The 22,563-nt window shown below is 71.6% G+C and carries 17 protein-coding genes; 9 read left to right on the top strand and 8 right to left on the bottom strand.

Going from position 1 to position 22,563, the window contains the following annotated elements; all coding sequences use genetic code 11:
- Window positions 1-132 precede the first annotated feature (132 nt).
- From AWQ71_RS19125 to AWQ71_RS19105, 5 genes are all read right to left on the bottom strand, one after another.
- The gene (locus tag AWQ71_RS19125) at window positions 133-1,098 is read right to left on the bottom strand and encodes a metallophosphoesterase family protein (RefSeq protein ID WP_067135041.1); all 966 of its coding nucleotides are present in this window, start codon (window positions 1,096-1,098) and stop codon (window positions 133-135) included.
- Window positions 1,095-1,337 carry a plastocyanin/azurin family copper-binding protein gene (locus AWQ71_RS43305; RefSeq protein ID WP_218001860.1) on the bottom strand — a complete coding sequence of 81 codons (243 nt, stop codon included), beginning with the start codon at window positions 1,335-1,337 and terminating at the stop codon, window positions 1,095-1,097. Before AWQ71_RS43305 ends, AWQ71_RS19125 begins: the two co-directional genes overlap by 4 nt.
- Window positions 1,338-2,535: 1,198 nt before the next feature.
- Complete coding sequence (locus AWQ71_RS19115; protein ID WP_067135240.1) at window positions 2,536-3,453, bottom strand: RNA polymerase sigma-70 factor; 918 nt, start codon at window positions 3,451-3,453, stop codon at window positions 2,536-2,538.
- The gene (locus AWQ71_RS19110; RefSeq protein WP_067135037.1) at window positions 3,450-4,655 is read right to left on the bottom strand and encodes an NAD(P)/FAD-dependent oxidoreductase; all 1,206 of its coding nucleotides are present in this window, start codon (window positions 4,653-4,655) and stop codon (window positions 3,450-3,452) included. The genes AWQ71_RS19115 and AWQ71_RS19110 overlap by 4 nt, the downstream gene beginning before the upstream one ends.
- A gap of 167 nt (window positions 4,656-4,822) precedes the next feature.
- Window positions 4,823-5,314, bottom strand: coding sequence for an SRPBCC domain-containing protein (locus tag AWQ71_RS19105; RefSeq protein WP_067135035.1), 492 nt, complete (start codon window positions 5,312-5,314; stop codon window positions 4,823-4,825).
- Window positions 5,315-5,609: 295 nt separating this feature from the next.
- Here AWQ71_RS19105 and AWQ71_RS19100 point away from each other — a divergent pair, with 295 nt between their 5' ends.
- The 7 genes from AWQ71_RS19100 (at window position 5,610) to AWQ71_RS19070 (ending at window position 13,520) form a co-directional block, all read left to right on the top strand.
- A complete protein-coding gene (locus tag AWQ71_RS19100) occupies window positions 5,610-6,803 on the top strand; it encodes a cytochrome P450 (RefSeq protein ID WP_067135034.1) in 1,194 nt (397 codons plus the stop codon).
- A gap of 348 nt (window positions 6,804-7,151) precedes the next feature.
- Window positions 7,152-8,579 (top strand): MFS transporter, encoded by a 1,428-nt coding sequence (locus tag AWQ71_RS19095; protein WP_067135032.1) that lies wholly within the window; start codon window positions 7,152-7,154, stop codon window positions 8,577-8,579.
- 38 nt (window positions 8,580-8,617) lie between these two features.
- Window positions 8,618-9,130 (top strand): redox-sensitive transcriptional activator SoxR, encoded by a 513-nt coding sequence (gene soxR, locus AWQ71_RS19090; RefSeq protein ID WP_084259063.1) that lies wholly within the window; start codon window positions 8,618-8,620, stop codon window positions 9,128-9,130.
- Between the two features lie 213 nt (window positions 9,131-9,343).
- A complete protein-coding gene (locus AWQ71_RS19085) occupies window positions 9,344-10,204 on the top strand; it encodes a tryptophan 2,3-dioxygenase (RefSeq protein ID WP_245658362.1) in 861 nt (286 codons plus the stop codon).
- 13 nt (window positions 10,205-10,217) lie between these two features.
- A complete protein-coding gene (kynU, locus tag AWQ71_RS19080) occupies window positions 10,218-11,483 on the top strand; it encodes a kynureninase (RefSeq protein ID WP_245658361.1) in 1,266 nt (421 codons plus the stop codon).
- On the top strand, window positions 11,480-12,796 hold the full coding sequence (locus AWQ71_RS19075; protein WP_067135026.1) for an FAD-dependent oxidoreductase: 1,317 nt from the start codon (window positions 11,480-11,482) through the stop codon (window positions 12,794-12,796). Before kynU ends, AWQ71_RS19075 begins: the two co-directional genes overlap by 4 nt.
- 46 nt (window positions 12,797-12,842) lie before the next feature.
- Window positions 12,843-13,520, top strand: a complete 678-nt coding sequence (locus tag AWQ71_RS19070) for an alpha/beta hydrolase family protein (protein ID WP_218001859.1) — start codon at window positions 12,843-12,845, stop codon at window positions 13,518-13,520.
- A 24-nt stretch (window positions 13,521-13,544) separates the two neighbouring features.
- On the opposite strand, the gene AWQ71_RS19065 is transcribed toward AWQ71_RS19070, so the two are convergent.
- The 3 genes from AWQ71_RS19065 to AWQ71_RS19055 all read right to left on the bottom strand — a co-directional run bounded on the left by AWQ71_RS19065 (window position 13,545) and on the right by AWQ71_RS19055 (window position 19,102).
- A complete protein-coding gene (locus AWQ71_RS19065) occupies window positions 13,545-14,729 on the bottom strand; it encodes an FAD-dependent monooxygenase (protein WP_067135022.1) in 1,185 nt (394 codons plus the stop codon).
- A 35-nt stretch (window positions 14,730-14,764) separates the two neighbouring features.
- Complete coding sequence (locus AWQ71_RS19060) at window positions 14,765-17,641, bottom strand: ATP-binding protein (RefSeq protein WP_067135020.1); 2,877 nt, start codon at window positions 17,639-17,641, stop codon at window positions 14,765-14,767.
- A gap of 84 nt (window positions 17,642-17,725) precedes the next feature.
- Window positions 17,726-19,102 carry an NADP-dependent succinic semialdehyde dehydrogenase gene (locus AWQ71_RS19055; protein WP_067135018.1) on the bottom strand — a complete coding sequence of 459 codons (1,377 nt, stop codon included), beginning with the start codon at window positions 19,100-19,102 and terminating at the stop codon, window positions 17,726-17,728.
- 291 nt (window positions 19,103-19,393) lie between these two features.
- Between AWQ71_RS19055 and AWQ71_RS44435 the strand changes: the two genes are divergently transcribed.
- On the top strand, window positions 19,394-21,229 hold the full coding sequence (locus AWQ71_RS44435) for a multicopper oxidase family protein (protein WP_218001858.1): 1,836 nt from the start codon (window positions 19,394-19,396) through the stop codon (window positions 21,227-21,229).
- 223 nt (window positions 21,230-21,452) lie between these two features.
- A partial coding sequence (gene dhaK / locus AWQ71_RS43300) for a dihydroxyacetone kinase subunit DhaK (protein WP_218001857.1) occupies window positions 21,453-22,563 on the top strand: 1,111 nt, incomplete at its 3' end.

Below are 22,563 nucleotides of genomic sequence, written 5' to 3'. Positions count from 1 at the left end.
CAGCCCGCTCAACGCTAGTTATGTCCCGCCTCGCGGTGTCCCCGGCATCGATCTTCCAGGTCGGCGTGGATGTAGCCGCTGACGGCGATGGCGGCGGCCGTGCTCAAGCGGACGGCGAGGCCGCGGACGCCTTCATGTCAGCTTGTGGTCGGTGACGGCCAGGCCGCCTTCGCCCTTACGGTAGGTGACAGTGCGGATGCCCAGCGCGTCCTTGAGGCGGCCGGCTGGTACCACCTGCGGGAGGGGTCCCGGCCCGATGCCCGGTTTGGGCAGTGGATAGGCGGTGGTGGTGGCGCTGTGAAAGGTGACGTTGCCTTCGGTCTTGGTGAACAGCTGGTGCACGTGGCCGTTCAGGCAGGTCACGGAGGAGAAACGGCGCAGCAGGCCCAGGACCTTGATGGCGTCATCGGTGCCCCAGCCCCAAGCCGGGTACATGGCGAACAGCGGGATATGGCTGAACACCACGATGGGAGTGTCAGCCGATAGGCCATTGACGTCTTTGCGGACGAAGTCGATCTGGTCGGTGCCAAGGTGCCCGAGTTGCTTCATGTTCAGGGTGTTGACCAGAGCGATGAAGTGGACGCCATGGGTGTCGAAGCTGTACCAGCCCTCGCCGAGGGTGTTTGCGCCGAATCGCTGCCGGTACGCATGTCCGGCATCGCCGATCGAGTCGTGTTCCCCGGGCACCGTGAAGACGCGACCGGTACGCAGGCCGGTCAACATCTGCTTGACCTGGTCGAACTGGCCCGGAGTGGAGAGGTGGGTGAGGTCGCCGCTGTGCATGACGAAGTCGGGGAGGAAGCCCAGGCTGTTGACCTGATTGAGCGCTTCGGTGAACGTTCGGTTCACGTCGGTGTTGGCGGCGCCGGTGAAGCCGACGTGGCTGTCGGAAATCTGCACGAACCGCAGCGCGCCAGAGTGGGCGGCCTGTGCGGCGGCGCTGTCCTGGCTGCCTGCGATGCTGCTGATCACTTGGCCGTCGGCCACCGTCAAGACCACGGCGGCGCCGAACCAGCCGGCGTGGCGCAGCAGTTGGCGGCGAGACATCCCGTGTTCCGGCGTCGGCTCGGCTCCACGCGGATCGATGGGGCCGGTCACTGGGTCACCGTCACAGTGGCGGTCATGAATGGGTGGATGCTGCACTGGTACTTGTAGGTGCCCGGCGTGGCGAACTTGTAGGGGTAGCGCGCACCGGACGCCAGCGTGGCGGAGCGGAGCGGGCCCTGGCCCTGGCTCGTCACGGTGTGCGGTTCAGGGTCCTGGTTGGTCCAGGTCACCGTAGTGCCTGCCTTGACGGTCAGCGCAGCGGGATGGAAGGCGAAATTCTTGATCGTCACGGAGTTCGGGCCCACCGGCGTGGCCGGCGCGCTGCGTGTGGGTGGGGCTGTGGCCGTGTTGGGCATCACCGGGATGGAAGATGCCGGGCCGGTGCCGCCGGGCCTGCCGGGCAGGGTCTGGCCGGCGCCCGGGGTGATCCCGCGGGACGCCGGGCCGCGGGGCGGCGAGCCGCCGCAAGCGGTGACCAGTCCAAGTGCGCCGATCAGAGCAAGTGCGCCGATCAGGGCCCGCCGTCGCGGTATGCGGGGATGAATATCGTGACTCATACTCATGTCCCTCTCGATGGCTGGAGTGCCATCCATTCAGCGCGACCCGGCATCGACACTGTGAGATAGCAACACCGGGATACCCACGGAACTGGTGGCCGCTATGGAGCAGGAATGGGGTGGCGTTGCCGCCGTTGGTGAACTCCGTGCCTTGAAGTCCGGATGGGGTCGGCTGGTAGTCGCCGGGTTTGCCGGTGGTGGTGTAGGACGGGGTGGCGTCCGCGCCATCGTGCGCGCGCAAGGCGAGACTGCGCCGACGTGCTGAAACCCGACCCAGAGCGTTTCTCCCCTGAACCGACCGAAGCAACGTGAAACCCCTTGGATGTGCGACGTTGCCCCTCATATTGCCGGAGATAGATGCATAGTTAAACCATTTCCTCAGCTATGTCCCACCTTTGCGGTATCCCCGATGCCAATCTCCCGAAAACCGCGGAATTCTAGCTTTACTGTGCTCTGAAATGCGCGGGGATAGTTTTACTGAGAAATGCCTGGGGTCATCGCTCCGCTGGGCTTCCTCGCCGTCAATTCATGCGTATGGAAACGGCTCGCTTCCGTAGGTGCTGGCCGAGAACACGCTTGTGCCAGCGCCGCGCCTTCCTTGCGCCGTCGACGGTTACGTCCGCCACGGCCCCGGCGTCAGGTGCTCCGTCCAGCGCCATCCCGGCCATGTGCCGGCGCTGTCATGGTGTCGAGGACGCCGTCGTCGTCCATAGCGTCGTCCGTAGCAAGGCCACTCGCCATGATCGCCTCGGTGGGCTGAGCCGCCCGTATGCGGGTCAGGTCTCTCTGGGAACAGACCTATCGATCGAAGTTGATCATGCTGCTTGCGGCAGCAGAGGTAGGAACGCCGCTTTCCTGAGCCGTTCGCGGATGAGCCGGCCCGGCCGGCCGGACGGCGCGGTCGCCGCCGTCCGGCCGATGGGCGGGTAGCTCACCGCGTCCCGAGACTGCGGGCGGTGCCGTCGGCGACGGCCAGGAGCTTGTCCGGGTTGGCGACGTTGTGGATGGCGGTGATGCGGCCGTCGCCATCGAAGTCGAAGGTGACGGTGGCGATCACACGGCCCGGGCCGCTGAAGACGATGCCCGGCCCGCCGTTGATCTCGACGAGTTCGGCGTTCATGTCGGCGGGCTCGACGCCCTGGTAGGTGACGGTGCCGATGGCCGCGAACCAGCCTGCCACCGTCGCCGCGCCCACGACCGGGCGCAGGGCCTGGCGGACCTTGCCGCCGCCGTCGGTCCATAGCGTGACGTCCGGGGACAGCAGCTCCATCAGGGCGTTGACGTCACCGCCGGTCGCGGCGGCGAAGAACCGCTCGGTGACCGCACGCTGCCGCGACCGGTCCGCGGCGAAGCGCGGCCGCCGGGCTTGCACATGTTCGCGCGCGCGGTGCGCGGCCTGCCGTACCGCGGCTTCGGAGCGCTCCACCGCCTCCGCGACCTCGGCGTGGCTGAAGTCGAAGACCTCCTTCAGCACGAACACCGCGCGCTCGAGCGGGCTCAGCGTCTCCAGCACCACCAGCATCGCCATCGACACCGACTCGGCGCCCGTGACGGAATCCGCGGTGTCTGCGCTGGTGAGGATGGGCTCAGGAAGCCACGGCCCCACATAGGTCTCACGTTTGTGCTGGGTGGAGCGCAGCCGCTCCAGCGCCTGATTCGACACGATCCGGGTCAGGTACGCCTTGGGGTCGGCCACCTGGGAGCGGTCGGCGGCCGACCACTTGATCCAGGCGTCCTGCACCGCGTCCTCGGCATCGGCCGCGCTGCCGAGGATGCGGTAGGCCACCGAGAACAGCAGGTTCCGATTCCGGACGAACACCTGCTCGTCGAGGTTCAGTGGCTGGGTCACCGCGCCGCACCGGCCCGGGTGAAGCGCCCGCCGCGGGGCCAGAACGCGCCCGAAGCGGGCATCTTCTTCATACGGCCCCACGTGGGCCAAGGGGAAGCGGTCACCGTCTCCTTATACCGGGCCGCGACGCGGCCGGTGAGATGCACTCGTCGGGGGCTGTCGTCGGGGTGGGTGAACTGCACGACCGCGTCGTGGCGGCCCAGGCTCACCGGCGTGTGGTAGTAGCCGAAGCGGAACGGCTTGGGCCGCTTGCCCTTCAGCGCCCGGACGATCGACATCGCGGCGTGCACACCGGTCGGCATGCCCCCCTGGCAGGTGCCGTGCATGACGCCGTAACCCTGGCGGATCGCGGCCGCGTCGCCCACGGCGTACACCTCGGGGTGGGACACCGACCGCAGCGTGGCGTCGGTGACGACGCGGCCGTGTTCGTCGACGGTCAGCCCGGCGGCGGCCGCCAGCGGTGACATCCGCGTACCGCTCGTCCACAGGACCACGTCAGCCGGCACACTCTCCCCGCCGGTCAGCTCGACCGCGTCGGGCAGCACCTTCGCCACCTCGACCCCGCTGCGCACCCGCACGCCCAGGCGCTCGAGCGCGGACCGCAGGTACGCCTTGGCCTTCGGGTTCATGGCCGCACCGGGTTCACGCCGGCCCAGCAGCACCACGTTCAGCTCCGGGTGCCGCTCGGCGATCTCCGCGGCCGACTCGATGCCGGTCAGCCCGCTGCCGGCGACCACCACCGTGCCGCGGCCGAGCCGGGCCAGCCGATCGGCCAGCGCCTCGGCGTCCTGGGCGCTGTTCAGCGCGTACGCGTGGTCCTCGACGCCCGGCACCGCCGCCGTGTCGGCCACGCCGCCCAGCCCGTACACCAGCGTGTCGTAGGGCAGGACGTGTTCGTCGTCGATCCGTACGGTCTTCGCGTCCGCGTCCACCGCCGTCACCCAGCCGCGGACGAACCGCGCACCCGTACCCTCCAGCAGCTCCGGGATACTCAGCTCGGCGAGTTGCTGTCCGGTCGCGGTCATGTGCAGCCGCAGCCGCTCGGTGAAGTGCTCCTGCGCGTTCACCAGGGTCACCTGCACGTTCTCGCTCCGCTTGACCCGGGACGCGAGCTGGATCGCCGCGGACAGGCCCGCGTACCCCGCCCCCAGAATCACCACGCGGTGTGTGGTCGTCACGCCGGCTTCGTGCTGTGCGCTCATCGTTCTGCCTTCCTCGACTGGCTGTTGACGACCACCAGATGGAAGTTGCCGGTCCGTTCGTGACATGCGGCCGGTGTGATGCGCGTCACACCGGCGTTCGCGCAGGTCGGACGGCATCGCAGGGCGCGTCGCGCACGAATCGGGGCCGGGCTGATGAGGGCCCAGGCTTACCTGGTGGGGTCGGTGGGAGCCGGCGCGTGGCCCGGCTCGACGAGCGCGGCCAGGTTCGCCAGCGCCATCCGCGTGCCCGTCTCGTTGTCGGAGGCGGGCACGACGTCGGGGATCCCGTCGTGCGCGATGACGACCTCGGTGCCGCCACCCGCGGCGTCGGTGAGCGTCGTCGTCATCGTCATGGTCCCGTGCAGCCCGGGATCTGCTGTCTCGAACTCGAACACCTCGACCACGCGCTCGTCCGGAACGAGCTCCGCGAAGTGGCCGTGGTAGGTGTCGGTGCGCGCCGCCGACTTGCCGGTCGGTCCCGGGGTGTCGTACGTGAGCGAGACCCGGAACGCGCCGCCCTCGCGGGCGTCGAACTCGTGGACGTGGCTGCTCATGCCCGCCGGCACCCGCCATTTCGCGATCGCGTCCGCGTCCACGAGCGCCTGGTAGACCGCCGAACGCGGCGCGTTCACGTGCCGGGAGACCCGCGTCGAGTACATGCGGCCGACCCTACCGGGCGAACTCCGACCCCAGGGGGCCGCGCGGAGTCGAACGGTAGCCCGCCGATCAGCCACCCGTGATCGCCGCCCATTCGACCGACACGTGAGGTGACGCGTCAACCTGACAATTCACGGCGCTGTCTCGTCGAACTGGTAGAGGCTGAATGCGACCAAGGGGGCCGACGGCACCATGACCATCCAGTCCGAGCCAGCAGACGGCTCGGCTTGATCCCGGCCTGACTTGTCCGGTAGCGCAGAGGCGGTCTCACACAATCATCGGGCGAAAGGACAGATGATGACGAAGGCACTGGAATTGCCACTGCACATGCGGCGGAACGGGTTCGACCCGGTCGAGGAACTGGCCCGGGCCCGCGACAGCGAGGGTGTGGTGCGGGTGAAGACGCCGTTCGGCCTGCCCGCGTACCTGGTCTGCCGCCAGGAGGATGTTCGCCAGGTGCTGTCGGATCCGGCCCAGTTCAGCAGCGCGCGGACACCGTTCCCGGGATCCGGGCAGATGGACGCCGACGAGCTGGCCAAAATACAGGCCGGGCAGCTGATCGGGTTCGACCCGCCAGAGCACACGCGGTTGCGCCGGATGCTCACCCCGGAGTTCACGGTACGGCGGATGCGCAGGCTCGAGCCGCGGATCACCGAGATCGTCCAGACGGCTCTGGACGATCTGGAGCGGGCCGGTAAACCGGCCGATCTGGTGTCGCACTTCGCGTTGCCGGTGCCGTCGCTGGTGATCTGCGAGCTGCTGGGCGTGCCGTACGCCGACCGCGCCGGGTTCCACGAGCGTTCCGTGCGCCTGCTGGACACGTCCTTGCCGATGGAGCAGCGCGTCGCGGCGCAGCGGGAAGGCCGCACATACATGGCCGGCCTGGTGGCCCGCGCCCAGGCGGACCCGGGCGAGGACATGCTCGGCATGCTGGTGCGCGAGCACGGCGACGATCTCAGCACCGACGAGCTGATCGGCATCGCCGGACTTCTGCTGCTGGCCGGGCACGAGACCACCTCCAACATGCTCGCCCTCGGCGCCCTGGCCCTGCTCCGGCATCCGGACCAGCTCGCGATGATCCGCGAGGATCCGGCGCTGATCGAGCCCGCCGTCGAGGAGCTGTTGCGCTGGCTGTCCATCGTGCAGTCGCTGCCGCCGCGCACGACCACGACCGACGTGGAGATCGCCGGGCAGGCCATCCCCGCGGGCTCGCTCGTGATCCTTTCGCTTCCCGCCGCCAACCGCGACCCTGCCTTCATCGACGACCCTGAGACCCTCGACATCGCCCGGGGAGCCGCCGGCCACGTCGCCTTCGGCCACGGGGTGCACCACTGCCTCGGGGCGCCGCTGGCGCGGATGGAGATGCGCATCGCCTTCCCGGCGCTGCTGCGGCGCTTCCCCGGCCTCGCCCTGGCCGACCCGCACGAGCAGGTGGACTTCCGGGTCTTCAGCATCGTGTACGGCCTGCACGCGCTGCGGGTGACCTGGTGACCTGGTGACCTGGTGAGCTGACGGCCGCCGCTCTGCCGCCGGTCGCCGTCCGTGCCGCGGCGAAGGCGGGCCCGCGTCGAGAGGCGGCGCGGGCCCGGTGGATCACACCCCGGTCGGCACGCGCCCGGCTGGGCCACGTCCACCGCCGAGACGGCCAGAGCCAACGGACGGCGCCGGCGGCTGTCGCAACCATCTCCGCGTCCGCGCTGACAAGTGCATTTGACCTCAACTTCGGTTGAGCTGATGGGCTGTTCGCCGTCGGCCTTCGGACCAGAGAAAGCGAACAGTATGGACACCACCTCCACAGATCGGCCCCCGCACTCGGCCGCGGTGGATCGGCCCTCTCGGTTGACGCTCCCGGTGGTCCTGATCGGCGTCGTGCTGGTGGCGATGTCCATCTCGGGAACCGCGGTGGCGCTGCCGAGCATCGGCCGGGATCTCGATGCCTCCGGGTCCCCGTTGAACTGGGTCGTCGGCGGATACAACCTGGCCTTCGCCGCCATGACCCTCGTTGCGGGATCGACCGCCGACCGGATCGGTCGCCGGCGGGTGTTCATCGTCGCGGCTCTGGTCTTCGCGGCCGGATTCCTCGTGACGGCGCTGAGTCCGGCGATCGCCGTCACCGACATCGCCCGCATCGTCTCCGGCGCCGGCGGCGCCGGGATCATGGCCGCCGGCGGCGCCATCCTCGCCTCCAACTACGACGGCGCGGCCCGCAATCGCGCCTTCGCCCTGATGGGCACCATGGCCGGAATCGGCATCGCCATCGGCCCCACCCTGTCGGGCCTGCTGATCACGGCCACCGGGTGGCGGGGAAGCTTCGCGGTCTTCACCGTCATCGGCCTGCTGGTCGCCCTGGGCGCGACCCGTGCCCGCGAGTCCCGCGCGACCGGTGCCGACCGGGCCGACCGGGCGGGCAGCGCGCTCTTCATCACCGCGCTGGCACTGCTGATGTTCACGCTCCTGGAGGCGCCGACGCTCGGCTGGGCCCACCCCGTCATCCTTCTCACCGGGATCGCCGGCCTGGTCGCGCTGGTGATCTTCGGCGTCGTCCAGCGGCGCAGCGCCGCTCCGGTGTTGGCCCCTGCCTTGGTCGCCAACCGCGGCTTCCTGGGCTGGAGCCTCGCGACCCTGACGACCTCGATCGGATTCCTCGGTGCCCTGGTCTTCCTGCCCACCTACCTGCAGGCAGCGGCAGGACTCTCTCCCGCGGCCTCGGGGGCGGCGATGCTGTTGCTGACCGCACCTGTGCTGATCATGCCCATGGCCGCTGTGACGCTGGTCAACAAGGGTGTTCCGGCGCGTCTCCTGATCATGATCGCTCTGGTCCTGGTCGTGGCCGGGAACCTGTGGCTGACGGCGCTGAACGCCGACAACGCGGTCGCGGCCGTCGCGGCGCCGCTGGTGTTGATCGGCGTCGGCATGGGGGCGTCCTTCGGCATCACCGACGGCCAGGCCATGGCCATGGTCCCGGCCGACGTCGTCGGCATGGCGGCCGGATTCCTCAACACCCTGCGCGGGGCGGCCGAGGCCCTCGTGATCGCCGCGTTCAGCGCCTCCCTCATCGGCCTCCTGGCGGCCAGGCTCGGCGACACGACCCGCGCCGCCACGGTCGGTGCCGGACGTATCACCACCGGAGCCGAGGCCGCGGAACTGGACGCCTTCACTTGGTCCTGGCGCCTGACCCAGCTCGGCGTCGGACTGCTCTGCCTCGTATCGTCGAGTGTCGTGGCCGTCTTGATTCACAGCCGCGCGACGTCCCGCCGCACCCCCTGACACCAGCACTGTCGCGATCGCAGCAAGGAGAGATGTCCGTGCGCGTCAGTCCAGACGATCACCTCACGATCGGTGAGATCGTCCGCCGGACCGGCGTGTCCGCCTCCGCCCTGCACTTCTACGAACGCAAGGGCCTGATCTTCAGCGAACGTGACGGCGGCAACCAGCGGATCTTCTCCCGGCACATGCTCCGCCGGATCTCCTTGATCATCGTGGCCAAGCGCCTCAACATCCCGTTGTCGGATGTCGCCGAGGTCTTCGCCACCCTCCCCGCCGATCGCGCCCCCACCCACATGGACTGGCAGCGGGTCTCCCGTGTCTGGAAGAAGCAGCTCGAGGAGCGTCGCCGTGCCATCGAGAACCTCGAACACGAGCTCACCGGCTGCATCGGCTGCGGCTGCCTGTCGATGAAGGCATGCCTGCTCCTCAACCCCGACGACGCCCTGCGGGACCGCGGCCCCGGTCCGGTGCGACTCCAGGAGCCCGGCGTTGCCCCGGTCCCCGATCCAAGCGCGCCGAAGGGGCCGCCGAGGACGGCTCACACGTCCTGACCGCCGGTTGGGTTCCCGGCGCGGTCGTCCGTGCCGTCCACCATGGGAACCTTCCGTTCGCAAAGCGGCTGCCCCAATATAGCCATCGATGTACGGCAATAACCAGAAATGGCCGTTGATACGGCATTCCTTCGCCCCATAGCGCGACGCCATCATTGGGTGGCCAGCGAGGAGAGGGGCGAGCGCGTGGACACGACGCGACAGGAACCTGCCGTGCGTCCGACGACGGCGTGGGAACGCGCCGACCGGGCCCAGGTCACCGGCGGGATGCCGACTCTGGACTTCGGGACGCGGCTTCCGTACGACGCGTACGTGCGCACCGACGTGCTGCACGACCTGCAGCGACCGCTGAGCGACGACCCCGGCGAGATGTCGTTCCTCATGGTCACGCAGGTGATGGAGCTGTACTTCAAGCTCATCACGTTCGAGCTGCGCAACGCCCAGGAGCGGCTGCGGGACGACGACGTGTGGGGCGCGCTGGCGCCGCTGCGCCGTACGGCGTTGCACCTGGAGGCGCTCAACGGGAGCTGGCGCGGGCTGCGCTGGATGACCCCCGGCGACTTCAACCGCTTCCGCGACCAGCTCGGCGAGGCGTCGGGGCTGCAGTCGGCGATGTACCGGCAGGTGGAGTTCACGCTCGGGCTGAAGAACCCCGCCCTGCTGCGGCCGTTCAAGCGGCAGACCGCGCTCCACCGCGACCTGGCGCGCGCATACGAGACGCCGAGCATCTGGGACGACGTCATCGCCGTGCTGGCGCGACGCGGCCACGACATCCCCCGCGAGGTGCTCGGCCGCGACGTCGCCGCGGAGTACGAGCCGCATCCGGCGGTCGAGCGCGCCTGGGTCGAGGCCTACCGCGACGAGGGCCCGGACAACCACCTGCGGTTCCTCGGCGAGGCGCTCACCGAGCTGGCCGAGCAGTTCGGCGACTGGCGTTACCAGCACGTCGCGGCGGTCCGCCGGTCGATGGGCGCCAAGCCCGGCAGCGGCGGCTCCAACGGCCTGGCCTGGCTGGAGCGCAGCATGGCCCGGGTGGTCTTCCCGGAGCTGTGGTCCGCCAGAACGCACATGTGAAGGAGAGACCGACATGATCGCCCCGATGCCGTTCGCCGAGGAGGAGGCGCTGCGGCGCGACGCCGAGGACCCGGGACGCCGCGAGCTCTTCCGGGTGCCGCCCGCCGACGGCGGCCGCTATCCCGAGAGCGCCTACTTCGCGGGCAACTCGCTCGGCCTGCAGCCGCGGGCGACCCGGGCCGAGCTGCTGCAGGACCTGGACGCGTGGGCCCGGCTCGGCGTCGAGGGTCACCTGGAGGCCGAACGCCCCTGGCTGCCCTATCACGAGCTGCTCACCGAGCCGGCCGCGCGGCTGGTCGGCGCGCTGCCGGAGGAGACGGTCGTGATGAACTCGCTGACCGTCAACCTGCACCTGCTGATGGTCTCGTTCTACCGGCCGGCGGGGGAGCGGTCCCGGATCGTCATCGAGGACACCGCGTTCCCCTCCGACAGCTACGCCGTGCGCAGCCAGGCCCGCTTCCACGGCCTCGACCCCGACAAGACCGTCGTACGGCTCCGCGACGGCGACGAGGTGCTCGACTTCCTGGAGCGCGAGGGCGACACGGTCGCGCTGGTGCTGCTGGGCGGGGTCAACTACCTCACCGGCGAACTCCTGGACATCCCGGCGATCACCGCGGCCGGGCACGCCGCCGGGGCGATCGTCGGATGGGACCTGGCGCACGCCGCCGGGAACGTCCCGTTGCGGCTGCACGACTGGGGACCGGACTTCGCCGCCTGGTGCTCCTACAAGTACCTCAACTCCGGACCCGGCGCCCTGGGCGGCGTCTTCGTCCACCGGCGGCACCTCGGTGACCCGTCGCTCCGGCGCTTCGAAGGCTGGTGGAGCACCGAGCCGGAGACGCGCTTCGAGATGGCGCCGGTCTCCCGGCCGCCGGCCAGCGCCGACGCCTGGCAGATCTCCAACCCGCCGATCTACGCCATGGGCCCGGTGCGTACCTCGCTCAGGCTGTTCGACGAGGTCGGCATGTCCGAGTTGCGGGCCCGCAGCGTGCGGCTCACCGGATACCTGGAGAGCCTGCTCGACCGGATCGTCCCGACCCGGCCGATCACCGTGGTCACCCCGCGTGACCCGGAGCGCCGCGGCTGCCAGCTCTCCCTGCGGATCGAGCGCGGCAGCGCCGCGGAGCTGGCCCGGCGGCTGCGCCACGAGCACGGGGTCGTCACCGACGCCCGCGAGCCGGACATCGTCCGGATGGCGCCGACGCCGCTCTACTCGACTTACCACGACTGCTGGCGCGCCGCCGTCGCGCTGGCCGAGTGCGTTGCGGAGGACCGATGAACGTGGCCGTGGTCGGCGCCGGTCTGACCGGCTGCCTGCTCACCTGCTACCTGGCCCGGCGCGGTCTCGACGTGACCGTGTACGAGCGGCGGCCCGACCCGCGTGCCGGCACCCCCGAGCGCGGCCGGTCGATCAACCTCGCCATCTCCGAACGCGGCCTGGACGCGCTGCGCCGCATCGGCCTGGAGGAGCAGGTCATGGCCGACGCGCTGCCGATGCGCGGCCGGATGATCCACCCGGTGGACGGCCCGCTCGACTTCCAGCCGTACAGCCACGACGGCGAGATGGCGATCAACTCGATCAGCCGGGGCGCGCTGAACAACACGCTGCTCGATGCCGCCGAGGCCGCCCCCGGGGTGAAGGTGGTTTTCGGGCACCGGCTGACCGGGCTCGACCCGGCGACCGGCGCGATGACCTTCGCGACCGCGGACGGCGAGACGCGCGCCACGGCCGACGTGGTGCTCGGCGCGGACGGGGCGGGCTCCGCCGTACGGGGAGAGCTGCTCGCGCACCGGGGCATCGAGGAGAGCGCGGACTTCCTCGACTACGGCTACAAGGAGCTGACGATCCCCGCGGTCGACGGCGAATTCGCGCTGGACCCGGGCGCGCTGCACATCTGGCCGCGCGGCACCTCCATGATGATCGCGCTGCCCAACCCCGACCGGTCGTTCACCTGCACGATGTTCTGGCCGACCGGCGGCACCGCGAGTTTCGCCTCGCTGAGCAGCCCGGCGGCCGTCGAACGCCACTTCCGCACCCACTACCCGGACGTGGTGGCGCTCGCCCCCACCCTGGTGGACGACTATCGGCACAACCCGGTCGGGCTGCTCGGCACCGTCCGCTGCGCGCCGTGGCAGACCGACGGCCGGGTCGGCCTGATCGGTGACGCGGCGCACGCGATCGTGCCGTTCTACGGCCAGGGCGCCAACTGCGGCTTCGAGGACGTGGTCGCCCTGGACCGGTGCCTGGACGAGACCGGAGGGTCCTGGGCCCGCGCCCTGCCGCTGTTCGAACGGCGGCGCAAGGAGAACGCCGACGCGATCGCCGAGATGGCCCTGGCCAACTTCATCGAGATGCGCGACAAGGTGGCCTCGCCGGTGTTCCGGCTGGTGAAGGGCATCGAACACCGGCTGGAGCGGGCGTTCCCCGGCCGCTACGTCTCGCGGTACGAGCTGGTGTCGTTCTCGACGATGCCGTACGCGCAGGTCAAACGCCGGGTCCGCAGGCAGCAGCGGTTGCTCGCCGGGGCCGGGGCCGCCCTGCTCGCCGGGGTGGTCGCGGCCGCCGTGGCCGGGATCCGGAGGACGTCATGATCTCGCGCCGGCACCCGGGCCGGAGGTGACCATGGAGGAGCGTTCCGTGTTGACGCGCCCGGCGCCCGGCCCCGACCGCACCCTCCGGTACGGCGCGGACGCCGACCAGGTGATCGACCTCTGGCCCGCCGAGGGCCCCACGGTGGCGCTGGTCCACGGCGGGTTCTGGCGTCCCGAGTACGACCGGACCCACCTGCGCCCGATGGCGAACGCGCTGCGCGACGCGGGGTGGAGCGTCGCCGCGATCGAGTACCGCCGCCGGCCCGGCCGGCCCCGCCCCACGGTGGACGACGTCCGGACCGCACTCGACGTCCTGCGTCCGTCGGTGGTCGTCGGTCACTCGGCCGGTGGACATCTGGCGATGTGCGCCGTGCCGGAGGGGACCGCCGTCCTGGCCCTCGCCCCGGTCGCCGACCTGCGGCTCGCGGATCGGCTGAACCTCGACGACGGCGCGGTGACCGACTTCCTCGGCGGCCCTCCGGATGACCACGCCGGCCTGGACCCGGTCCGGATGCCGGATCCGCCCGGCCGGGTGGTGATCGTGCACGGCACCGACGACGAGCGCGTCCCCCTGCGCGTCTCGGAGTCCTACGTCGCCGCCCATCCGGCGACCTCGCTGGTGCGGATCCCCGGCGCCGGCCACTACGTCGTCATCGACCCGGAGAGCGAGGCGTGGCCGGTCGTCCGGCGGGAACTGGCCGCGCTCGCGCCGCGGCGACGGTGAACCGGCGGGAGTCACCGGGCGTCCTCAACCGACGTAGTCGCGGAGCGTGATGTTCTCGGCGGTCTTGCGGGCCATCTTGGTGACCATGTTCTTCCCCGGCAGGTACGGCATGATCTTGTAGTAGCGGTTGAGGACCGAGGCCAGGAAGCGGCTGCTCGGGACCATGAGGTTGGCCACGCCGTCGCCCATCTTCTGGCAGCCCTCGGCGTACCCGCGCATCTCCTGCTCGTAGCGGGCGAACGCGACGCGGTGGTCGCCGCGCGCCGCGGCCAGCTCGCCCGCCAGGACGTACGCGCCGACCAGGGCGAGGCCCGACCCCATGCCCGACAGGGAGGACGGGCAGTAGGCGGCGTCGCCGACCAGGGCGACCCGCCCCCGGGTCCAGGCGTCCATGCGCACCTGGCCGACCGAGTCGAAGTAGAAGTCGGGCGCGTGCCGCATGTCGTGCAGCAGCCGGTCGCTCTGCCAGCCGCTGCCGGCGAAGTGCTCAGTGAGGATGGCCTGCTGCCGCGCCACGTCCCGCCGGTCCAGGTCCAGCTCCGGTGAGCCGAAGTAGAAGACGGCCTTGGCCTCGGTGTTGTGGCGGGCGCTGTACATCGCCACCAGCCTGTTCGCGGTCCGGTACGCGTGGCCGGTGTGGTCGAGGTCGAGGTGGTTGGCGGTGGTGAAGATCGCGCAGTAGACGCCCAGGTGCTTGACGTAGTCCTTCTCGGGGCCGAAGGCCAGGCGGCGGGTGGTGGAGTGCAGGCCGTCGGCGCCGATGACCAGGTCGAACCGGCGCGGCGCGGCGCGTTCGAAGGTGACGGTCACCCCGTCGGCGTCTTCGGTGAGCGAGGCGATGGAGTCGCCGAAGACGTACTCGGTGTGCTCCCTGGTCGCGTCGTAGAGGATGCGGGCCAGGTCGCCGCGCAGGATCTCGATGTCTCCGGCGAACAGGTCGGCGGGCATCTTCGCCTGCGGCTTGCCCGCGCTGTTGACGTACGACATCGAGCCCATGCCGGTGCGGGCGCGTTCGACGTCGTCCAGGATGCCCATGCGGCGCAGGACCGACAGGTGCGCCGCGCCCCGGAAGTCGACGGCGTAGCCGCCGTCACGCAGCGCCGGGGCGCGCTCCACGATCGTGGGGGTGAAGCCGTGGCGGTGGAGCCAGTGGGCGAGCGCGGGGCCGGCGACGGAGGCGCCGGAGATGAGTACGTTGCGGTTCGTCATGGTGGAGAGCCTGCATGGGAGGGCTCACCGGACACTCACCCCCGGCTCACCGCCTCGGTGACCGCCTTGGGAAGTCCCAGCAGGCGCAGCGCGTCCGAAGCCGAGGGGCCCAGCACGGCCGCGTTCTCGGCGGCCTCGCGGTAGCGCGCGCGGGCCGTGGCGTGGTCGCCGCGCGCTTCGGCGACCCGGCCGAGGCCGACGAGGGCGCGTACCTGGTTGCCGAGGCTTTTGACCCAGTGCGGGTCGATCCGCTCCAGGGCATCGGTGTAGAGCCGTTCCGCCTCGGCCGGTTCCTCCTCCAGCAGGGCGATGTCGCCGAGCCCGCGCAGGGCCGCCGCCAGGCAGGTCGGGCTGCCGGCGCGGCGGGCCAGATCGGCGGCCTCGGCGTAGTCGGCGCGGGCGGCCGCCGGATCGTCGGCGGCGAGATGATCGCCCCGGTTGACCAGCAGGTCGGCCGAGTCTTCCAGGGCGCCGAGCCGGCTGGTGAGGGCGAGGGCCTCGTCGGTCAGCGCGATCGCCCGCGCGCGGTCCCCGCGCCCACCCGCGAGACCGGCCAGGATGTCCAGCGCGAGCGCGGTGCCCCAACGGTCACCGAGCGACCGGAAGCCCTCGGCCGCCGCGCCGAAGGCGGGCTCGGCCGCCGCGACGTCCCGCTCGCCCAAAGCTCCGAACCCCGACACGAACCGGGCGGCCGCGCGCACCCACGGCTCGGGACAGTCGCGCTGGGCCGAGACCAGCGCGAACGCACTCTGCGGGTCGGTGTCGGTCGCGTTGCGCATCAGCCACAGCAGCAGCGCGGCCGGGTACCGGCCCGGCCGGTCACCGGGCCACGCGGCGGCCAGCGCTCTCTCGGCCGTCGCGTGGTGGCGCCGCCACGTCGCCCGGTCGGACGCGGCCAGCAGCACGCACGTCGCGTACTCCTCGCCGAGCCCGGCGGGGAACGCGTCACCGATCGCGGCGAGCAGGCTGATCGCGTGTGGCGCGGCCGAGGCGGACGCGCCCCGGATCCACACGTACGTCGCGGCCGAGGCGAGCAGCTCCAGCGCCGTCGCGACGTCCGGAGCCTCGACCGCCCAGCGCAGGGCGGCCAGGACGTTCTCATGCTCGGCCACGATGAGCGGCAGCCAGTCCAGTTGCTCGGCCCGCCGCAGACGCGGGTCGGCGGTACGCACCAGATCCAGGACGTGCCGCGCGTGAGCCCGCCGCGCCGACTCGCGTTCGCCCGCTTCGTCGAGCCGCTCGGCGCCGTAGGCGCGGATCGTCTCCAACATCCGGAACCGGCCGCGAGAGACCTCCAGGAGTGACTTGTCCACCAGGGATTCCAGCGTCTCGCCGTCCGCGCCGCACACCCGCAGCGCGGACTCCGCCGTCGCGCCCCCGGCGAAGACCGTGAACCGCCGCGCGGCCCGTTGCTCGGATTCGGAGAGCAGGTCCCAGCTCCACGCGACCACCGAGCGCAGCGTCCGATGCCGGTCATGGGCCGTACGGCTGCCGCGGGCCGCGACACCGAGCCGGTCGTCCAGCCGCGCCGCCAGATCGTCGAGGTCCAGCGTGCGCAGCCGCGCCGCCGCGAGCTCGATGGCCAGCGGCAGGTCGTCCAGGGCCGCGCAGATCCGCCGGACCAGCTCAGGATCGGCGGCGAAACCGCGCCGTACGGCCGCGGCCCGGTCGCCGAACAGCCGCGCCGCCGCGTCGTCGTCGAGCGGACGCACCTGGTGCAGGTGCTCGCCGATGATGCCGAGCGGCTCGCGGCTGGTGGCCAGGACCCGCAGCCGCGGGCACGCCGCCAGCAACCGGGCCGCCAGCACGGCGGCCTCCTCGATCACGTGCTCGCAGTTGTCCAGGATGAGCAGAAGCACCCGGTCCGACAGCGCCGCGATCAGCCGATCGACCGGCGTCCGCGCGGGATCTCCCATCTGGAGCCCGTGCTCACGCAGGCCGAGCGCGCCCAGCACCGCCCGGGCCGGGCCGGCTTCGTCGCCCAGCGCGGCCAGCTCCACGAAGCACACCTCATCGGTCACCGCCCCGGCGACCTCGACCGACAGCCGGGTCTTCCCGACGCCGCCGGGGCCGATCAACGTGACCAGCCGGGCCACCCGCAGCCGGTCGGTGACCTCGCCCACCTCCTCGTCGCGGCCGACGAAGGAGGTCAGCTGGGCGGGCGGCCCGGCGAGCGACGGCGACGTGCCGGTGGTCAGCAACTCCCGATGCAGCGCGACCAGCTCGGCCGAGGGATCGGCGCCCAGCTCCTCCACCAGGTGCCGCCTGGTCTCCTCGAACACCACCAGCGCCTCGGCCTGCCCGCCCGCGGCGAACAGCGCCCGCATCAACAGCCCCGCCAGCCGTTCCCGGAGCGGGTGGCGGCCGACCAGCTCCCGCAGCTCCGGAACGGCCGCGCGATGCTCGCCGAGCCGCAGCTCGCCCTCGAACCGGTCCTCCAGCGCCCCGAGCCGCGACTCCTCCAGTCGTACGGCGGCGGCCCGGGCCGTCTCGCTGTCGGCCACCTCGGGCAGCGCGGGCCCGCGCCACAGCTCCAGCGCCTCGCGCAGCAGCGCGACCGCCCGGGCGGCGTCGCCGTCGCGCAACGCCGCCCGGCCCTGACCGGCCAGCCGCTCGAACCGGCAGGCGTCCACGTCATCGGCCGCGACCACGATCCGGTACCCGGCCCCGGCCCGCTCGATCACGGCCGCCGAACCCAGCGCCGCACGCAGCCTGGACACCTGGGACTGCAACGCGTGCGCCGACGGCGCCGCGCCCGCGTCGACCTCCTCGGCCAGCCGGTCGGCCGGCACGACCTCACCCGGCCGGACCAGCAGCAGGGCCAGCAGCGCGCGCCGGGCCGGTCCGCCCAGCGGGACCTCGGCGCCGTCGTCGCGCCACGCCCGGGTCTCGCCGAGGATTCCCAATCGCATGCCGGTGATTATCCACGCGAAACCAGTCAAAATCGCGCGGACGAGATCACATGGGCCCGCCGATCGAAGGGGCCGTGGGCGGCGTCAGCCGATCCAGACCGTTTTGAGGTTGCAGAACTCGCGGATGCCGTGGGCGGACAGCTCGCGGCCGTAGCCGGAGCGCTTGACGCCGCCGAACGGCAGGTCCGGGTACGACACCGTCTTGCCGTTGATGAACACCTGACCGGCGTCCAGGTCCGAGATGAACCGGTCCTGCTCGGCCTCGTCCCTGGTCCAGGCGTTGGACCCCAGGCCGAAGGCGGTGGCGTTGGCGATCTCCAGCGCCTCCTCGATGTCCGCCGCCCGGAACAGCGCGGCGACCGGGCCGAACACCTCCTCGGTGAAGATCCGCATGTCCCGGGTGATGCCGGTGATCACCGTCGGCGGGTAGAACCACCCCGGTCCGGGCGGCCGACGCCCACCGCACAGCACCTTCGCGCCGCGCGTGACCGCCTCGTCCACCAGTTCCTCGACCCCCGCCCGGCCCCGCTCGGTGGCCAGCGGCCCGACATCGGTCGCCGGGTCGAACGGATCACCCACCGTCAGCGCCCTCATCCCGGCCACGAACCTGTCGGTGAAGGCGTCGTAGACGTCGGAGTGCACGATGAACCGCTTGGCCGCGATGCAGGACTGGCCGTTGTTCTGCACCCGGGCGTCCACCGCGGTCGCCGCCGCGCGATCCAGGTCCGCTGAGGGCATCACCACGAACGGGTCGCTGCCGCCGAGCTCCAGCACGGTGTGCTTGACCTCGTCGCCGCAGATCGCCGCCACCGAACGTCCGGCCGGCTCGCTCCCGGTCAGCGTGGCAGCCACTACCCGCGGATCCCGCAGGATCGCCTCCACCCGGCCGGAGGAGATCAGCAACGTCTGGAAGCAGCCCTCGGGGAACCCGCCGCGGCGGAACACGTCCTCCAGGTACAGCGCGCACTGCGGCACGTTCGAGGCGTGCTTGAGCAGCCCGACGTTGCCCGCCATCAGCGCCGGTGCGGCGAAGCGCATCACCTGCCACATCGGGAAGTTCCATGGCATCACCGCCAGCACCGGACCCAGCGGGCGGTACCGGCTCAGCGCGTGACTGGCCCCGACCGCCGCCGGGTCGGCCAGCGGCTCGTCGGCCAGGAATTCGGCCGCGTTGTCGGCGTAGTAACGCATGCCGCGGACGCACTTGAGCGCCTCGCCGCGGGCCGCGGCCAGCGTCTTGCCCATCTCGGTGGTCATCAGCCGGGCGGCGGCGTCGGCCTCCTGTTCGAGCAGGTCGGCACCGGCCCGCATCCACTCGGCCCGCTCGTCGAACCCCGTGTCGCGGTACGTCCGCCACCGCTCGTGGGCGAGGCCGACCTTCCGTTCGATCTCGGACTCGCTCAACTCGGGAAACGTCCGGACCGTCTCCCCGGTCGTGGGATTGATCGTGGCGATCGCCATGACAGGCCTCCCTCATGGTCGCCTGAGCGCTCGCCGGTCACCGACATGACCTTCGGCCGATCTCGCGAGCGCCCCGCAGGGGTAGGCGTGATGTCTCGACTCAAGTACCGAGCCTATCCGTCCGGAGGCCGGGGCCCTGTCGGTCAGTTGGAACCCCCGTTCAGCGGCCCCGGCCCGGGAGCGCCGATCCGGGGCCGACCCGACCTTTGGCGGTCGTTGACCGGCGCCCGCCTAGCGTGGAAGGACGGCATGGCGGGCCGCGCCGGCAACGACCCAGTCGGAGGCACGGGGATGTTGACGAGACGGGAGTTCGTGTGCCTGGCCGCGGTGGCGGCGGGTGTGGTGGCGACGGGCGCGGGGGTGCGCGGGGCGACGGCGACGGCTCGGGGCCTCCGCAAGTACGTCGACCGGTTGCCCCGGCTGCCCGTGGCCGTCCCCGACAGGACGGTCTACCCGGACGCCGACTACTACGAGCTGACCATGCGTCAGCGGCCGTGGCGCTTCCACACCGATCTCGGCGCCACGGTCGCCTGGGGATATTGGGCGTCCGCCCCGTCCGGCGGGGGCGGGCCGGCCGGTCTCGGCTGCCTCGGCCCGATCCTGGTGGCCCGGCGGCACCGGCCCGTGGTCGTCCGGTACCGCAACGATCTGCCGACCACGCATCTGCTGCACCGCTCGATCGACCCGACACTGTGGCGGCAGGTCCCCGGCTCGCCTCCGGATCCGTCCGGCGGGCGGCACATGGACGACCTCCCCCGCGGCCTCACCGTGTGGAACGTCGTCCACCTGCACGGCGGATGGAACCCGCCCCAGTCGGACGGCAACCCGGGGGCCTGGTTCAGCCCCCAAGGACAGCACGGCCCCCTGTACGGCTCGCTGCCGGGCGCCGCGTCCAACGAGGCGATCTACGCCTACGGCAACCAGCAGCTGGGGACCATGCTCTGGTATCACGACCACGCGATGGAGATCACCCGGCTGAACAACTACGCGGGCCTGTCCGGGGTCTACCTGATCCGCGACCAGGACGAGGAGGCGCTCGGCCTCCCCAGGGGACGCTTCGAGATCCCCCTGGTCCTGCAGGACCGGACCTTCAACCGCGACGGCTCGCTCTTCTACCCGTTTAAGGGCGTGACCCCGTACCACCCGGTCTGGTCGCCCGAGTTCTTCGGCGAAACGCCGATCGTGAACGGCAAGGCCTACCCGTTCCTGGAGGTCCAGCCGCGCCGCTACCGCCTGCGCGTGCTCAACGGGTCGAACTCGCGCTTCTACCACCTGTGGTTCGGCGACGGCCGGACCCGCCTGCCGTTCTGGCTCATCGGGATCGGCGGCGGCCTGCGCGGCTCCGCCCTGCGCCTCACGGAGCTGCTGATGGCGCCGGCGGACCGGGTGGACCTCGTCGTGGACTTCGCCTCCGTGCCGGCCGGAGGCGGCGTCACTCTCATGAACGACGCCCCCGCGCCGTATCCGGGCGGAGGAGGTGGGCCGGCCATCCCCGAGATCATGCGGTTCCAGGTGACCGAGCCCCTCAGCGGACGTGACCCCACGACGCCGCCGGGGAAGCTGGCCCTGCCGCCGTTCGAGCCGCTGCGGGCGGGGGAGGGGACGAGGTGGCGTGAGCGAGTGCTGACGGAGACGACCGACCGGCACGACAACCCGATCCACCTGCAGATCAACGGCCGCTTCTTCTACGAGCCGGTGGACGACTTCGTCCGCGCCGGCGCCACCGAGGTGTGGGAGTACGTCAACACCACGCCGGACGCCCACCCGATGCATGTGCATCTCGTCCAGTTCCACGTGTACAACCGGCAGCGGTTCCGGGCCGACGCGTACAAGAAGGACTACGCCCGGTGGCTGGCGGCGGGCCGGCCCGCCGACGGGAAGCCCGTCCTGGCCAGGTATCTCGTCGGCGGGCCGGTGCCCCCGGCCCCCGAGGAACAGGGCTGGCGGGACAGCTTCGTCGCCCTGCCGCAGATGGTGAACCGGATCATCGCCGCGTACACACCGGCGCCGTCGATACCGGGCATCGCCGGCACCGGGACGACGTACCCGGCCGACTACATCCACCACTGCCACATCCTCGAACACGAGGACAACGACATGATGCGCCCCTGGCAGCTCGTCGGCTGAGGACGGGGACGCCGGTGGCGGCAGGTCAGCCGGCGTCGCCTCCGTCCGCCTGGCCGGCGGATCCGGTCCCGGCGCCGTGGCCGGCGGTCCGGTATGCCGGTCTTTCCCGATAAGCGGGGTATCACCCCGCGGGGTCCTCGCATCATTGAGAGCGGGTACTCCCGTACGGCGCCGGGGTAGACCTTGCCTCGCCTCCATGCGGACCCCCATCCAAGGAGATTCGATGAAGAAACTCGTCAACGACGTGTCCGGCGTGGTCCCGGACATGCTGGAGGGTCTCGCCCTCACCCACCCCGAGATCGCCCTGCTGGACGGACAGACGATCGCCGTACGCGCGGATGTCGCCGATTTCCGGAGGTCGGGCCGGGTGGCGGTCGTCTCGGGCGGCGGGTCCGGGCACGAGCCCGCGCACGCCGGCTATGTCGGGCGGGGCATGCTGACGGCGGCGGTGTGCGGCGACGTCTTCACCTCCCCGTCCACCGACGCCGTGCTGGAGACGATCCGTACGGTCGCGGGCCCGGCCGGCGTCCTGCTGATCGTCAAGAACTACACCGGCGACCGGCTGAACTTCGGCCTGGCCGCGGAGCTGGCCCGGGCTGAGGGCATCCCCGTCGAGGTTGTGGTCGTGGCGGACGACGTCGCCCTCGACACGGGCGAGGGCACCGCCGGCCGCCGGGGCATCGCGGGCACGGTGTTCGTGCACAAGGTCGCGGGCGCGGCGGCGGAGGCGGGGCTGCCGCTCGCCGAGGTGCGCCGGGAGGCCGAGGCGGCCGCGGCCGCGGTCGGCTCGATGGGGGTCGGCCTGTCCGCGTGCACGGTGCCCGCGGCGGGCCGTCCGGGGTTCGAGCTCGGCCCGGACGAGGTCGAGCTGGGGCTCGGCATCCACGGTGAGGCCGGTGTGCGGCGGACCGCCGTCGCGCCGGCCGACGTCGTGGTGGACACGCTGCTGGACCGGATCACCGCGGACCTGGCGTTGGCGCCGGGAGAGCGGGTCGCGCTCCTGGTGAACAACCTGGGCGGCACGCCGCTGATGGAGCTTCAGATCGTCGCGCGGCGCGCGGTCCGCAGGCTGACGGAGCAGGGCTTCCGGCTGGAACGCGCCTGGACGGGGTCCTTCCTCACCGCCCTGGAGATGGCCGGGTGCTCGCTGTCGGTGCTGCGGGTGGACGACCGTCTCCTGGACCGGCTCGACGCGCCGGTGTCGGCTCCGGCCTGGCCGGCCGCGCACCTCGGCCGGGTACGGCCGGAGCCGCTGCGCGTCCCGGGGCCGCCCGCTCCGGGCGGCGTGCCCGCCGCCGGGAGCCGGCCCGCGGCAGCGGCGGCGGGCGGCCCGC

Origin of the sequence: Microtetraspora malaysiensis (genome assembly GCF_001528665.1) — a bacterium.
Classification (GTDB): domain Bacteria; phylum Actinomycetota; class Actinomycetes; order Streptosporangiales; family Streptosporangiaceae; genus Microtetraspora_A; species Microtetraspora_A malaysiensis.
The sequence above is the reverse complement of the archived record's forward strand: the minus strand, read 5'-3'. Positions and strand labels throughout refer to the sequence as shown.